The following is a 14,482-nucleotide window of genomic DNA, read 5'->3' as shown; positions in this document are numbered from 1 at the left end:
ATTTTTTTAACAAAGGCTATTGTCAAAAGGCGATCATTTTTGGCATTGTAATTTCTTTTTGAAAGAGATGAATAACCCTTGATTCTAACGTGGCATTTAAGCGTTTATAGGGTGCGACGGTCTGTGGCTTGAACTCGCCGTTTCGATCGCGTAGAATCTGGATGTTTAAATCACCTTACTCGGTGTGCACCGTGTACCAATACAAGCTATTCCACGAGTTATCTGAGTTGAAGCCAATTCGATCATATTTTTCGTTATCTAAAAATGCTGTTAGTGCTGTCACCAGCAACGTATTCACGGTTGTTTCTAATTGCGTACGAAAAAACTTCGGTAATACCTTGTTTGTAAACTGATTAATAAGGAAAACCTCTTTTATAGGATTGGTTGTAGTGTCTTAATTCTACCAAGAAAAGGTCTTCCTTTTTTTGTCATCTATTCCATTTACACAAAATATTTTGCCCTCTTCTTAATGCAAAAAGAGAAAGTCTTAAAATACAAATAAAAAGTGGGGAATTTTAATTTGACTGAGAAGTATTTTAAAATAATCGGATTATTTGTTTATGGTTTAATACTAAGTGGGATAATCGGTGTTATATCTTCTGTTTTTTTAATTTTAGTTAATGGAGTGACAGATATTATATGGACTGACATACCCAATCAATTAAATACACCTGCCATTTATCCATTAATTTTATGTATTTTCGGTGGTGTTTTAGTAGGTGTTAGTAGATATAAATGGGGAAATCTTCCGAAAATAGCTCATGATTCTATTGTTGAATTAAAAACAACGCAAAGAATGGACTATTCATATGTATTTGTAAATTTTTTTATTGCTTTTTTAGTTTTAATCTTTGGTGCGGGTGTAGGTCCTGAAGCAGCCATATTAAGTTCTGTTATTGCGCTATCCGTATGGCAAGCTGATAAAATGCGTTACATTTATTATTCCTACGACGAGTGGAAAAAGGAATCTTGGTTCATCAGAATAAAAAACTTAGCTTTACCTCATAACTACCGTGTTCCCTACAATCCTGATCAGGCCCCTAAAGATAAAAAACTGCTTTTTTTCAAGAAATTATTATATATGTTATTTATCGTTAACGGTATTGTTACCTTTACGTTTTTTATTAAAATATCAGAACAACCCCCTCTTGCGATAAAGTTAGGGGAAACTAGTTGGGGGTTGGATGAATTGTTTCTTTTTATTCCTTTAGTTTTGTTTGGTATTTTGTTTAGCAAACTTTATAAACTATTGGAAAGAGTAATGAATAAATTATTTTCTAAAATAAACAATAAAATTATTTTAAGTGCTGTTATCGGTGGTATTGGCATTGGTTTAATGTCTTTAATCGCTCCTAATTTGCTTTTTTCCGGCCAACATTCTATGCAACATTTACCTAATTTAGTACCGACTCTTTCAATTGCTACTTTATTTTTGGGTTCTATTTTAAAACTGATTTTTATGGAGTTTTGTTTAAAGTCAGGTTGGATAGGAGGTAATATTTTCCCAGTGATATTTGCTTCTATTTTACAGGGCTACGCTATCGCATCTTTTTTTCCACAACTAGATACGCTCTTTATTGTAGCAATTATAGCTAGCAGTGCTTCGATTGCTATTTTAAAGTCACCTTTATTAGTAGGACTGTTTCTCATACTGTTTTTCCCAAAAGAGTTAACTCCGGTTATATTAATTATTGTGGCTTTATTTATTTTGTTTAGTAAAATGAGTGACAAATCCCCACAAAAAATAACTGCTTAATTTTTGTAAGGATTATCAATAAAACCGGTAGTTCCTTTGTTCCTTTTTTCATATAAAGAAGTTAAATGTTTGTGAAGAACAGTACTTAAGCTAACAGGTGCATTAGTTTAATATCCAGTTTACGAAATATAAAAAAACAGAGTTAGTTTCTACCTATATGTAGATTAACTCTGTTTTTCTGTTGCTCAATCTATTTTCATCGCTCTGCTCTCTTATATAGCCCTTTATGGAGTACTCTTGGTCTTGATGTGACATTTCTATATCAAGTACCTTATCGAGTTTATAGTTGAATAATTAATTTTCAATTTCAAGAATAGCATCGATTTCTTCTTGGATTTCTTTATTCACCGAAAGAGCACGTTTTTTTCTCAATTCAAGATCTACTTCTTTATCAATGAAATTATTGGTATGTTTGTCAAAACAATTGAAACAAATAGAGTGAAAATCTTTTTTCTCTTTCTCTAAAAAATCAAATTCCCACGTTTCAAGTTCTAAATAACTTATTTTATTTTTCGTTTCTTTTTCACATAATTCACAAGTTGTTTTCATTATAAAAAAACCCTTTCATACATACACCTTTTATTTTTTTGCTAGTTGGCGATCTTTAATTCTTTTTAGACGCCCATGATATTTCATGATATTCGCTTGTGACTGTTTGGCCTCTTCGCTAGTAGGCTGTAAGTTTTCTATATCCCAATATTTAACAACTACATCTAGTACTTGGTCAAAGTATTGTAGTGGTCCATAATTCGTATCGATTGCAATGGTTTTCATTCTTTCGTTAAAGTCTGGCATAACTGCACCTGGCATAGAGAAATTAATAATTACATTCTCAAAAAAAACAATGAAATTCGGATCAAGTTCAAGATGCGCTTTCACTGTGTCGCGGTAGAATGCATAATGAAGTGCTTCGTCTTTCGCTAAACGTCGAAGTAATGTTGCTAAATCTTTGTCGTACTGACCCGCTATCTTCGCTACATTATTATAAAAAACGAGTGTACCTAACTCTTGCAATGAAGTATAGGCCATTGTCGCTAGAGGGTTAGTGAAGTCTGGAAACCAACCGTTTTCAACTATTCGTTTTCTTAATTCGTGCAATCTTTTGGGATTTACGTTTCGTGTCACCAATAAATACGTTTCAAGCAAATTAGAGTGTTGGTCTTCTTCAGCCGTCCAAGTATGGACAAAATCATTTATAACTTCCATTGAATTTTTAAATGTATAATCCAAATGCGAAGTATACCAAGGTAAATTTGCTTCTGTAAGTAATGCTGTTTCTATCGCAACAATTACGCCTTCTGGAAGAGTTACTTGACTCTCATCCCAAGGAACTCGTTTAAATGACATGGCCTTGTCCCATGGAATAAATTCGTGATAACTCCAGTCAATATTTGCAGAACGTTCCTTATGTAATTGATATAATTCTTTAATACGCGGTTCTAAACGTATATCTAAATCGGAATTTAACATTATTTTCTCTCCTTAAAATTATTTACTGTCCAACTTAAAATAATTAGAATTTTCTTAATAATTATAATTTATTTGCATGATAAAAGATAGGCTCTATAACAGGATCTGTACTTGCAGACAAATAACACTCCTTTTCCGCGGGCAAGTCGCAAGAGTATCGAGGGATCCGTCTGCTCCAAAAAACACTTATATTAGAGTCAGGTACAAGATTCAAAAGTCATATAGAAAAAAACACTGAAAGTTTATTGCAGTATTGACAGGGGCCCTGTTGCATAATAAAAAACTATTTAAGTATCGCAATACTTGCTGCTATTCAAAAATTGGAATTATTGCAATAGTCCCTTTTAAGTGCAATGTTTCACAAATAAGAAGAAATAGATTATACTGGACTAACTATCATATTTAAAAAGGAGGAATTTCCAATGACCGAGAATAATCAAACCGAAGCACCAAAAAAGAAAATCAGCCTGCAAGAGGCTGTGAAGAAGCAACTTGAAAATAAAAAGAATCAGTCATCTGCTAATAAAGGCAATAAGAATGCCGACCTTTCAACAAAAAAAATGAAAAGTCAGCAAGCGAAAAAAACAAGCAATACTCGTAGAAAAATGGGTGTCTAAGCACACATCCCTATGTAGTGAAGTCTGGCTAACAGATTGAATGCGTTCAGGAAATTCACTCTAAATAAAAATTAAAAAAGCATTCAAGGGCAATTCCCTGAATGCTTTTTTAAATTATTTTCTTCTTTTCAATTTATAACTTGTTTATCTAAAGGAGTTAGTTGAATAACAACCATCTATACAAATACAATTTAGTAAAATCGAACTTCTGTTTAGATGTCGTATAAGATTAAACCTATTCAGCGAGGATTTGAGCGCCTCCTGAAAAGGAATTAAATAAACATGCCTGCAATCGCCGCGCTTAATAAGGATGCTAACATTCCGGCAGCAACAGCTCTAAATCCTAGACGAGCAATATCATTTCGGCGACTTGGTGCCAATGATCCTAAGCCACCTAGTAAAATCGCCATCGAACTTAAATTTGCAAACCCACATAACGCGAAGCTGACTATAATAACAGTTTTACTAGATAAATCTGGAATAACTGGAGCGAATGCTGAATACGCAACAAACTCATTCAACACAAGCTTTTGTCCGATAAAGGAACCAGCTTGAATTGCTTCCGACCATGGTACACCAATAGCAAATGCCAATGGTGAAAATATTACACCTAAAATGCCTTGAATTGTTAATCCTTCAAATCCAAAGATATTTCCTAAACCACCCAGTAGCCCGTTAAGCAGCGCAATAATACCAATAAAAGCAAGTAACATCGCTCCAACGTTTACTGCAAGCTTCATGCCATCACTTGCTCCGCGTGCAGCTGCATCAACCACATTTGCAGAAGACTCATCTTTTTCTAACTCAAAGTTATCTTCGTCCACAGTTTCCGTTTCCGGTATCATCAATTTAGCTAAAACCAACCCTGCAGGGGCCGCCATGAAACTTGCTGCAAGTAAATATTCTAGGGGTACACCTAACAATGCATATCCCACTAAAACCGAACCAGAGACTGATGCGAGGCCTCCTGTCATAACAGCAAACAGCTCGGATTTGGTCATTTTAGCAATAAATGGGCGAATAACAAGAGGCGCTTCTGTCTGCCCAACAAAAATGTTAGCTGCCGCAGAAACTGATTCTGCCTTACTTGTCCCAAGAATCTTTGAAAGTCCTCCCCCAATGATACGAATAAAGAACTGCATAATACCTAAATAATATAACACTGAAATAAGGGCAGAAAAGAAAATGATAACGGTTAACACTGAAATCGCAAAAATCGTCCCAAAATTGTCCGAATCTGCTAAAGGACCAAATAAGAACGAAATCCCCTCATTCGCATATGAAATTAAATTTTGCACACCGTTGGACAGAGCGAGAAGCGCCTGACGACCGGTTTCCCATTTTAAAACGATAAAAGCAAACAAAATTTGAATAGTTAATCCAGCTAAAATGGTTTGCCACTTAATCGACTTTTTAGCACTTGATAAAAGAAAAGCAATACCTAAAACAATAAGTATACCGAATATTCCCCATAGTACGTTCATAATAGACACCTTCTTAATGTTTTATTGTGATGAAAACGTTTCCTTTTATAAAGACAACTTATAGATGTCTGACGACAGACTTTTCAAAAATGGATTTTAACAAAAAGCCATGAAGTTGTAAAATGAATAATGATTCCTATTTTTTAGTTACATAACTTGTCCATATTTATTGAAAAATCATTTTTCTTGTTACATACTGACTGCGCTTAGTTTTACCCCAAATTAGAAAAGTAATTACATAATCATGAAAAGAATACGATAATTTTTTATATCAATTACATTTTAAGTATTAGGTAATTCAATATGGTGCAAAACATCTACAGACATCTACAAAGAAACCGCTCATCGTTAGAACTTTTATGCAATAAAACCCGATTTATTATTATGGAGCTTCCAAATTAAAATCTATCCCCATTCCAATCTTGACATATAACCCTTAGGTGTTACATAATTATGACACCTAAGGGTTATACTTTTTAAAAAGGAGTTTTTACATGACTGAAAAATTACAAAATATCGTAAAAACAATTACGTTAAATGCACCAATTGAAAAGGTGTGGGAGAGAGTTACCGAAGCGGAGCAACTAGCATTGTGGTTAATGCCAAATGATTTTAAGCCTATGGTAGGACACGAATTTACAATACAATCACCATTTGGACCCTCACCTTGTAAAGTTGAACAAGTAGATGCACCAAACTTTGTACGATTTGCTTGGGATACAGATGGTTGGTTTGTGACATTTGAGCTAAAGGAAGTAGGGGAAAAAACCGAGTTTACGTTAACACATGGTGGTTGGAAAGACGCTTCGCACATTGTACCGAAAGCTAAAATGTCTGTTAAAGATGTCCATAAAAATATGGACGGTGGCTGGTCGATGATCATCGGACAAAAATTAAAAGAGGCTGTCGAAGCAGAGTGAATCAATCCGCTGAAAAGCAAGATGTTTTTCAAGCATTAGCCGATCCTACAAGACGTCGTGTATTGGAGCTTCTTGCTGCAAATGACAAACCAATCACCGCGATTTCTGAGCATTTCCCCATTAGTCGTACAGCTATCGTAAAGCATTTGAAAGTTTTAGAAGAAGTCAAACTTGTATCTGCGAAAAAAAGTGGTCGCGAGAAAATCTACACACTTCACGCTGAGCGCCTGAAGGAAATCGAAGACTGGTTACAATACTTTGACCTGTTTTGGGATAATAAATTGGTAAAGTTACAACAGATTTTCGATCAAGATACTCAATAAATGCGTATCCCTTCATTTATGGCTGTCCATAAACATTATGTCTTATTCTTTTGAACTCCTCGGTAGCTTGCATAGCAAAAATCGTGGAGCTTTTTTTTTTGGTCTATTATTGATGGGCTTATTTAATCTACAACAACCTCAATAAAAATCATTTCTAATTCAATACGTTTGAATTTTTCTCGTAAATGATTACATCTTCTACTTCTATCAGTAAATGAAATTCTATTCGGGCATTTTAATTTAATTATTGATAGTTTAGTGCTAAACTATCAAATGTGACGAAAATATGAATACGATGAAATTGAGTAAGATGTACATCTGTTAGTGCACACTCTTTTATCTGATATTATTGGAGGAATTTCTTATGAAACGTGTAGAAAATAAAGTAGCACTAGTTACTGGTGGCGCATCAGGAATTGGTTTATCAGCAGCAACATTATTAGCAAAAGAAGGCGCAAAAGTTGTTATTGCAGACTATAATATCGAAGGTGCAAAAGAAGTTGCAGAAACTTTAGTAAAAGAAGGTTATGAAGCATCAGCAGTATTCCTTGATGCTGGAGATGCAAAAACAATCGAAGCAGCAGTTGAATTTACTGTTGAGAAATATGGCACTATAACAGTTCTATATAATAATGTTGGTGGAACTAGTCTACGTAAAGATTTAGATGTAGTGAATATGGATCTAGATGAGTTCGATCGTTTAGTTAACATGAACTTAAAATCAGTATTACTTGGTAGCCGTTATGCTATTCCTCATATGCAAAAAGCGGGAGGCGGTTCTATTATTAACACAGCTTCAATGGCTGGGTTCGCAAGTGACCAAATACGTACGGCTTATGGTGCAACAAAAGCGGGCGTTGTTAATATGACAAAATATATTGCAACTCAATACGGTAAAGATAACATCCGTTGTAATGCAATCGCACCAGGTCTTATTTTAACACCAGCTGCTAAAGCTAATATTCCACAACCTATGCTAGATATCTTTATGAAATTTAATGCTCTACCATACCACGGTGAAGCAGATGATATCGGTCATGCCGTTGTATTCTTAGCTTCTGATGAATCTAAATTCATGACTGGTCAAACACTTCAAATTGAAGGTGGCCATTACCTAGCTAACCCAACAATCGCAGATACGAATAATTGGGTAGCAGAGCAACAAGCTAAAGCATAATTAACTATTTTTTGTAATAGTTAAAAATAGAAAAGCCCACAATTAGTGGGCTTTTTCTAATGCAAGCTTTATGCCAAATCCAATTAATATTGTACCTGTTAGTCCTTCAATAACTGTTTTCGTTTTCGGCTTTTTCATAAAGGCACTGATTTTATCCAATAAGTAGACATAAAAAATAAACCACATAGCTGTTAAAGCTGTGTACATTATGCCCATCATTAAAAATGGGAGGAAAGTATTAACTGTTCCATCTACGAATTGAGGTAAAAAGGTTAGGAAGAATACAGCAACTTTAGGATTTGTGATATTTGTTAAAAAACCTTGCTTAAAACAAGAATGACTATCGTATTTATTATCGGGTAAAGCCTCATCATTTTCTTCTACCCGCTCCGTGCTTAATGACTTTAGTGCCCATAAAGTTTTAATCCCTAAATAGCACAAGTATACCGCTCCCACGTATTTTAAAATGGCAAATACGTATGCAGACTTCACAATAATTGCCGAAAGTCCTATTACCGCAGCTAATGTATGAATAAGTAGACCGCAACAGGATCCTATAATTGTTTGTAAGCCACCCTTCCTACCAACAGTCAGTGTATTCTTGGTTGCAATGGCTGTATCAGGCCCGGGTAAAATAATGAGCAAAATACACATGATTAAAAATAACGAAATGTTCACCACTGTCAAAGGCCCCCCTCTTGAATATTCAGAAAATTATTTAAATTATTTTATCATACTTAGGGCAATGCAGAAAGGAGTTAACTCAAAATGACTTTTCTGAGCTAACTCCTTTTATTTTCATGTTAAATAAAATAATCCACCATTAATAATTTCAACTTTTATTTTAGGATCGTATTGTTCTTCCAATGCCTTCTTCTCAATTTCATAACACTCTGGCTTATGTTCTACACCTTCATAAAAGTACTCTAATACTCTTTGGCTTCTATGCCATCTCTTGTTAGCTTCTTCAGCCCATATATGGTCATCTTGTTGAATGATATCATCAACGATTGTATCTAAACGTTGAAGGGCTCGATTAGGTTTTATGATGTATTGCACCTGGAATGCGTCTTCTGATATAACTGAAACCAAATCCATATCATTCAATGATTCCTGAAATTCCTCAATGACCTCACCTGTCATTAAGTTAATGCCAAATGAATAAAGCATCTCTTTCGTCTGATCGCTACAATACGATACTTTATAATTCACACCTAGCCAAGGCGTTAAAAAGGACTTTGTTTCAAGCCTATCTACCTTTTCAAACATTTGTACAAATGCTCCCAGCTCTTTCGTTACTTGAAACAGTTGATTGAGGCGGGGCGAACCAAAATGTATCACTTCACCCATGATTTTCTCTTCAATCCTATTTTGATCCGTAATAAATGTTACTTGAGCTGGACTTGGTTCACCGTTCGTAGCTTCTACATATTGCCAATAAAAAGGGCGATTCATAATTCGTTTATCCATATCAATCGTTAATTGAACGGTGATGTAATGCTCATCATCACCCAAAATACAACAGTCATTTTCAGTGAAAAATTGCTGCAAATATTTATGAACTTGTTGTGGATACATCTATATCCTCCTCTTGTGTACCCTATTGCTTTGCTTTTAAGCGAAAATTATCCGCTTTGGCTACCTTCGTTTCAAATCGTTTTTTTATAATTTGTTAAAATGTCGTCTAAATCTCCCACTACTTTCTCAAAAACCCCAATTTTGGTATTAAGTAATTCCAGTATATTGTTTTCAATAGTATTTTCGATGGCTAGATTGTAAATATGAACATCATGTTCTTGTCCTAATCGATGTACACGTCCAATTCGTTGCTCTAATTTCATGGGATTCCAAGGTAAATCGTAATTTATAACATGATGACAAAATTGCAGGTTAATCCCTTCTCCACCGGCCTCTGTAGCTATTAATACTTGTGCTTGTTCCTTAAATAAACGCTTCATATAGTCACGTTTATTTTTATTAAATTTGCCATTAAAGAGGACACTTGTAATTCCTTTCACGTGGAGATACCACTGTAAATAGATTTGAGTTGCTCGATATTCAGTGAAAATAATAACCTTATCATTTGCTTGAGCTATAATTTCTAAAACCTTTTCTGCTTTCGAATTTATTTCTAATGCCATCAATTTTTCAATAATGCGATCCACATACTCCACTTCATCTGGTGCAACACAGTCTTCACGCATTTTTGTTAATGTTAAGCAAGTAGCTTCCTTGCTACTACACATTTCCTTTTGGAGCGTAATCAATGCAAAAGAACCTGAAAAAACAGAGGACACATTTTTTAGCTCTACAAGCAAATCGTAAACTTCTCTTTCTTCTTTTGTAAATTGGATAGGAATTGTTTGGACACGACGATTTGTCCATTCAATTCCTGTATCTTCTCTTCTATTTCTAACCATTACTTGATTCACCAAAGCTCTCAAGTAATCATCGTGCTCTAAATCATGTTTACTCGCTGAAAAGGCAGATTGGAACGTCTCGTAATTACCTAAATGACCTGGTTTTAGTAGAGATATAAGATAAAACAGCTCAAATACATCGTTTTGAATTGGTGTAGCTGTTAACAGCAAGCAAAACTTTTTCTTTAAACTCTGAACAAACTCGTATATTTGCGTTTTATGGTTTTTTAATTTATGGGCCTCATCAATAATAAATATGTCGAAGTTTTGAGCATATATAAGCTCTCTATGTGGACTTTTTTTAGCTGTATCCATACTCATTACAATAATATCGTAGCGGTCTATTGGGTAATTTTTTTTATAAGGAATGGCCGGTATGTGAAATTTCTGATTCAATTCTTCAACCCATTGATTAACAAGAGAAGCTGGAGCCAATATTAATGCTTTTTTCACAAGACCTCTTATAAGGTATTCTTTCAAAACCAAACCCGCTTCAATGGTTTTTCCAAGCCCAACTTCATCTGCAAGAATTGCTTTGCCATTCATCCTTTCGATGACCGTTTTAGCAGCTTCCAATTGATGCGTTAAAGGCGTTAGATTTGGCAGATATTTAGCAGATTGTAAACCTGAAAATTCGGTTATTAAATTTGTTTTTACTATTTCGTAACTCATCTTGTATAATGTCCAACTGTCCCACTTTTCGGGATTCTCCAGTCTATTTATGAAGCCTTCTTCCCACTCGGACGACCTTTCAATGATCATGATCATCACCTCATGCAGTTATTTCGTACGTTTATGTTGTCCCAAAAAGACAAACCTATGTTAATGAGTTACTATCAAATTTTTTCATCCTATTATTCCCTAACAAAAGTGTTAGCATTGTTTTCTGAATATGTATGAATTGAACATATTAATCTAAATAAGGGTCATTTCCAAAATATGTCCTAGACTTTAAAAGAAAGTCTACTATTACACAAGCACATGGAATGAAAAACGTCCGTCAGGAGTGTAATCAGCTGATAAGTACAGATTTCGTGTAGGACAAAATTAAGATATACTCTTTCAAATTAATTTTCAGGTACTTTATAGCATTCTACTAAAATATTTTCATTCATACGTATGCGCCAAATAATATGGCCATCCACACTATCAAAACAACTGAAAAACACTTAAAAAAGTACAAAAACAACTCAAACTAGATCCACTTTCTCTCCGCTGATCATGCCGTGAAATATAACAGATAGGACAATAGATATATGTCCTTTCAAATGAAACAGGCTATAAAAGAGATGTATTTACTCTAAAAAATGCATTACTGATCACCTTTTTCTTCCGAATGAATCATCTGTATATAAGTGAAAAAGATGCTGCAGAAAAAGTGTTATTTTTTATAAACACTTTGAAATGCCTATATAACTAGACTTTTATACGAAGCGTCGACCCAACTATCTCTTTAAAGAATTAGAGCAACTAAAAATTATAAAGCCAAATTTTTTGTGGATTTTTCTTCATGATATATTTTTAAATAAAAATGTATCGAGGTCATTTTCGTTTTATCATAGGCAATTTTAATAGTGACTTACATAATCTCGAATTTATTCAAACGGTCGATTTTGATATACGACATATTTTTAAATAAGTGCCATTTTAGGTCTTTAGCCTACTTTGACACATATTTATTTTTAAGTCGTATATCAATTTTGACAAATGGGCTTTTGAACGTTTGAAAAATATTCTAAAAAAATTTACTGTTCGGTATTCGCTTGTGAAAAACAAGTGCGACCTAGCGATTCTGGTATAGATCCCTAAATAATAAATGAAAAAATCCATGATTTAGTTTACACGCATCTATATTTTAATTATTCTAAATAATTTGACATTAAAAGGTATTTTATATATTATTTAGTACAAACGAAAGCGCAATCATCTTGTAATTATTTTTATTGAGGACTACAGTTTTTGCTTATCAACAAAAAACAATGAATGATGAGGAGTGTGTTCCATGTCAACTGAAAGTCTATATCAAAAAAAATATTTTAATCGTTTAGGTGAATTTGCAGATCTTGCACCCGAGGCATTTAAAGCTTTTGTCCAGTTTGATTCCCTTGCATTAAAGGAAGGTATTTTATCTGCTAAATTAAAGGAACTAATTGCGGTAGCTGTTGCCCATACAACTGGCTGTCCATATTGCGTAGAGTTGCACGTTACACAAGCTAAGAACAACAATGCATCCAAAGAAGAAACTAGCGAGGCTATTATGATTGCCACTGCCTTAAAGGCTGGTTCTGCACTTGCTCATGGTGTTAATGCCTTAAATGCCTATGATGACGCTGAGGGAGAAGAACTTTATAAAGAGCAGTATTTCTCTCGTTTAAAAGAATTTTCGAGCCTAAATCCTGATGCCTTTAGGGCCTTTATCGATTTTGACACGAAGGCTATGAAAGACGGGCTCCTGTCAGGCCGTGAGAAAGAGCTGATTGCCATTGCGGTTGCCCATACAACTGGCTGCCCGTACTGCATTTCCTTACATGTACAGGGTGCAAAAAAACTAGGCGTCACGAAAGAAGAAATTGCTGAATCCATTATGGTCGCAACTGCCTTAAAGGCTGGATCTGCACTTGCGCACGGTGTCAATGCTTTAAATGCCTACGACCAAGTAGCTCTTCATACTTAACCGTCTTTAGATAAATATCCAAAAATCCTCCCTCGCATAACTGCGTAGGAGGATTTTATTCTCGAAACAGCAACTGCAACTGCCAATATTGAATCTTCGCTAAGTAGCATTAATAATAATCTTGAAAACTTAAAGCAAAACATGGGTCAAATCAATAGTGCTATTAATGAACAGGCTCAACTTGTCCAGGATTTTAGTGAGATTATTGAAGAATTAAGTGCTCTCAGCGTTGAAATGAAAGCTTTTATGACCCAGTCTTTAAAATAAATCGTTAATCCCCTATCCTGCTAAAGTTTAGCAGGTTTTTTTGTCTCCTTCATTCCAAATTACTTATATCCCTTCTGCGTAATAATAGCTTGCAATAAAGAATCATCTTCGTGGCTTTAAAAGACTTGCGACATAATTTTCATTTCTTGAAACTCATTGGTAACACATATCGAAATAATATATTTATGTTATTTTTCACTTTTAAAGGAATTATATATCAATAAAATATTACCATAGAAATTTTAGATTGTAGGTGTTATCATCTAATTGCTAAAACGTTTTATCAATTCATTTAGCTTAAATGAAAGCGTTAACAATTGTTTACTTATTATCAGCACATCATCTTAACAAGGTGCACAACCTTCTATACTATCTTCGTTTTTCAAGGACGAAAAATAAAATCACTTCAATATAATAAGACTTACATCGTTTTCTTGAAAGGAATGAAAAATGTGAGAAAAATCATTGTCTTTGGTAGTTTGAATATGGATTTGTCCATTGAAGCTGAGCATTTACCCAAATCAGGTGAAACAATCGGTGGACATTCTTTTTTCACTGCTCCTGGTGGAAAAGGTGGAAATCAAGCTGTAGCAGCTGCAAAGAGCGGTGCTCCAACCTATATGATCGCTTCTGTAGGCCGTGATCTTTTTGGAAAGGAACTAATTACTTCTTTAACTGAAAATCAAGTGGATTGCAGTTATATTACTGAATGTGAAGAAGTACCTACTGGCGTTGCTGTTATCGTTCGAAGTCAAGGAGATAATCGCATTATTTTAAATGCAGGTGCGAATCATTATGTAGATAATAAGGAAATCTCTAATGCTATACAACAACTAGCAAGCAAAGGAGATATCTTCTTAACGCAATTTGAAAATAAACAAGACATTGTGCTTGAAGCATTGAAAGAAGCAAAAAGTAGAGGATTGTTTACTGTTTTAAATCCAGCTCCAGCAAAAGAGATTCCTTCAGAATCCTATAAATATATTGATTTGATCATTGTGAATCAATCCGAATGTGAGTTATTAACAAGTATCTACCCAACAACAGAAGAAGAATGCAAAAAGGCTATGGCCATTCTTTTTGAAGCTGGCGTCCATTCAGCCCTTATTACATTAGGTGTGAATGGTAGTGTTTATGGTCAAGCTGATGAATTTATCTCTGTTTCAGGTTACTCAGTGAAAGCTGTAGATACAACAGCCGCTGGAGATACGTATATCGGTTCATTTTTATATAGCTTTTCAAATGGGGAAACGATTGCTGAATGTATGAATTATGCTTCAAAAGCTTCTGCTTTAGCTGTCACTAAACAAGGTGCACAACCATCTATCCCAACAAGAGATGAAATTATTTCGTATTTCAAGGAGGAAAAATAAA

At 34.5% G+C, this 14,482-nt stretch carries 13 protein-coding genes and 1 pseudogene; 7 read left to right on the top strand and 7 right to left on the bottom strand.

The window, feature by feature from the left end:
* Nucleotides 1–34: 34 nt before the first annotated feature.
* Nucleotides 35–358 (bottom strand): annotated as a pseudogene (locus AEA09_RS20375) (transposase); the annotation flags it as partial.
* A gap of 162 nt (nucleotides 359–520) precedes the next feature.
* Between AEA09_RS20375 and AEA09_RS16700 the strand changes: the two are divergent.
* On the top strand, nucleotides 521–1,756 hold the full coding sequence (locus AEA09_RS16700) for a chloride channel protein (RefSeq protein WP_053585090.1): 1,236 nt from the start codon (nucleotides 521–523) through the stop codon (nucleotides 1,754–1,756).
* A 294-nt stretch (nucleotides 1,757–2,050) separates the two neighbouring features.
* On the opposite strand, the gene AEA09_RS16695 is transcribed toward AEA09_RS16700, so the two are convergent.
* Together AEA09_RS16695 and AEA09_RS16690 are read right to left on the bottom strand one after the other, a co-directional pair.
* Nucleotides 2,051–2,305, bottom strand: coding sequence for a hypothetical protein (locus tag AEA09_RS16695; protein ID WP_053585089.1), 255 nt, complete (start codon nucleotides 2,303–2,305; stop codon nucleotides 2,051–2,053).
* Between the two features lie 30 nt (nucleotides 2,306–2,335).
* Nucleotides 2,336–3,226: an acyl-ACP desaturase gene (locus AEA09_RS16690; RefSeq protein ID WP_053585088.1), complete on the bottom strand. Its 891-nt coding sequence runs from the start codon at nucleotides 3,224–3,226 to the stop codon at nucleotides 2,336–2,338.
* Between the two features lie 422 nt (nucleotides 3,227–3,648).
* Here AEA09_RS16690 and AEA09_RS16685 point away from each other — a divergent pair, with 422 nt between their 5' ends.
* Nucleotides 3,649–3,843: a hypothetical protein gene (locus AEA09_RS16685; protein ID WP_053585087.1), complete on the top strand. Its 195-nt coding sequence runs from the start codon at nucleotides 3,649–3,651 to the stop codon at nucleotides 3,841–3,843.
* Between the two features lie 272 nt (nucleotides 3,844–4,115).
* Here AEA09_RS16685 and AEA09_RS16680 read toward each other — a convergent pair whose 3' ends face one another.
* Nucleotides 4,116–5,327 (bottom strand): NupC/NupG family nucleoside CNT transporter, encoded by a 1,212-nt coding sequence (locus AEA09_RS16680; protein ID WP_053585086.1) that lies wholly within the window; start codon nucleotides 5,325–5,327, stop codon nucleotides 4,116–4,118.
* A 494-nt stretch (nucleotides 5,328–5,821) separates the two neighbouring features.
* On the opposite strand from AEA09_RS16680, the gene AEA09_RS16675 reads away from it, so the two are divergent.
* The 3 genes from AEA09_RS16675 to AEA09_RS16665 all read left to right on the top strand — a co-directional run bounded on the left by AEA09_RS16675 (nucleotide 5,822) and on the right by AEA09_RS16665 (nucleotide 7,747).
* Nucleotides 5,822–6,247 carry an SRPBCC family protein gene (locus AEA09_RS16675; RefSeq protein ID WP_053585085.1) on the top strand — a complete coding sequence of 142 codons (426 nt, stop codon included), beginning with the start codon at nucleotides 5,822–5,824 and terminating at the stop codon, nucleotides 6,245–6,247.
* Nucleotides 6,244–6,570, top strand: a complete 327-nt coding sequence (locus tag AEA09_RS16670) for an ArsR/SmtB family transcription factor (protein ID WP_053585084.1) — start codon at nucleotides 6,244–6,246, stop codon at nucleotides 6,568–6,570. The genes AEA09_RS16675 and AEA09_RS16670 overlap by 4 nt, the downstream gene beginning before the upstream one ends.
* Before the next feature lie 364 nt (nucleotides 6,571–6,934).
* On the top strand, nucleotides 6,935–7,747 hold the full coding sequence (locus AEA09_RS16665) for an SDR family NAD(P)-dependent oxidoreductase (protein WP_053585083.1): 813 nt from the start codon (nucleotides 6,935–6,937) through the stop codon (nucleotides 7,745–7,747).
* A 42-nt stretch (nucleotides 7,748–7,789) separates the two neighbouring features.
* On the opposite strand, the gene AEA09_RS16660 is transcribed toward AEA09_RS16665, so the two are convergent.
* From AEA09_RS16660 to AEA09_RS16650, 3 genes are all read right to left on the bottom strand, one after another.
* The gene (locus AEA09_RS16660) at nucleotides 7,790–8,428 is read right to left on the bottom strand and encodes a LysE family translocator (protein ID WP_053585082.1); all 639 of its coding nucleotides are present in this window, start codon (nucleotides 8,426–8,428) and stop codon (nucleotides 7,790–7,792) included.
* Between the two features lie 117 nt (nucleotides 8,429–8,545).
* Nucleotides 8,546–9,325, bottom strand: coding sequence for a YqhG family protein (locus tag AEA09_RS16655; protein ID WP_053585081.1), 780 nt, complete (start codon nucleotides 9,323–9,325; stop codon nucleotides 8,546–8,548).
* Between the two features lie 71 nt (nucleotides 9,326–9,396).
* Complete coding sequence (locus AEA09_RS16650; RefSeq protein ID WP_053585080.1) at nucleotides 9,397–10,935, bottom strand: DEAD/DEAH box helicase; 1,539 nt, start codon at nucleotides 10,933–10,935, stop codon at nucleotides 9,397–9,399.
* A 1,234-nt stretch (nucleotides 10,936–12,169) separates the two neighbouring features.
* Between AEA09_RS16650 and AEA09_RS16645 the strand changes: the two genes are divergently transcribed.
* Together AEA09_RS16645 and rbsK are read left to right on the top strand one after the other, a co-directional pair.
* Nucleotides 12,170–12,841: a carboxymuconolactone decarboxylase family protein gene (locus AEA09_RS16645; protein ID WP_053585079.1), complete on the top strand. Its 672-nt coding sequence runs from the start codon at nucleotides 12,170–12,172 to the stop codon at nucleotides 12,839–12,841.
* A gap of 719 nt (nucleotides 12,842–13,560) precedes the next feature.
* Nucleotides 13,561–14,481 carry a ribokinase gene (gene rbsK, locus AEA09_RS16640; protein ID WP_053585078.1) on the top strand — a complete coding sequence of 307 codons (921 nt, stop codon included), beginning with the start codon at nucleotides 13,561–13,563 and terminating at the stop codon, nucleotides 14,479–14,481.
* The last annotated feature ends 1 nt before the right edge of the window (nucleotide 14,482 follow it).

The organism is Lysinibacillus contaminans (assembly GCF_001278945.1).
Lineage (GTDB): Bacteria > Bacillota > Bacilli > Bacillales_A > Planococcaceae > Lysinibacillus > Lysinibacillus contaminans.
This window is presented reverse-complemented; position numbering and strand designations above follow the sequence as displayed.

Excerpts from the sequence above, each read along its gene's own strand:
- AEA09_RS16695 (WP_053585089.1), bottom strand. The coding sequence starts at position 2,305 with ATGAAAACAACTTGTGAATTATGTGAAAAAGAAACGAAAAATAAAATA.
- AEA09_RS16690 (WP_053585088.1), bottom strand. The coding sequence starts at position 3,226 with ATGTTAAATTCCGATTTAGATATACGTTTAGAACCGCGTATTAAAGAA.
- AEA09_RS16685 (WP_053585087.1), top strand. The coding sequence starts at position 3,649 with ATGACCGAGAATAATCAAACCGAAGCACCAAAAAAGAAAATCAGCCTG.
- AEA09_RS16680 (WP_053585086.1), bottom strand. The coding sequence starts at position 5,327 with ATGAACGTACTATGGGGAATATTCGGTATACTTATTGTTTTAGGTATT.
- AEA09_RS16675 (WP_053585085.1), top strand. The coding sequence starts at position 5,822 with ATGACTGAAAAATTACAAAATATCGTAAAAACAATTACGTTAAATGCA.
- AEA09_RS16665 (WP_053585083.1), top strand. The coding sequence starts at position 6,935 with ATGAAACGTGTAGAAAATAAAGTAGCACTAGTTACTGGTGGCGCATCA.
- AEA09_RS16655 (WP_053585081.1), bottom strand. The coding sequence starts at position 9,325 with ATGTATCCACAACAAGTTCATAAATATTTGCAGCAATTTTTCACTGAA.
- AEA09_RS16650 (WP_053585080.1), bottom strand. The coding sequence starts at position 10,935 with ATGATCATGATCATTGAAAGGTCGTCCGAGTGGGAAGAAGGCTTCATA.
- AEA09_RS16645 (WP_053585079.1), top strand. The coding sequence starts at position 12,170 with ATGTCAACTGAAAGTCTATATCAAAAAAAATATTTTAATCGTTTAGGT.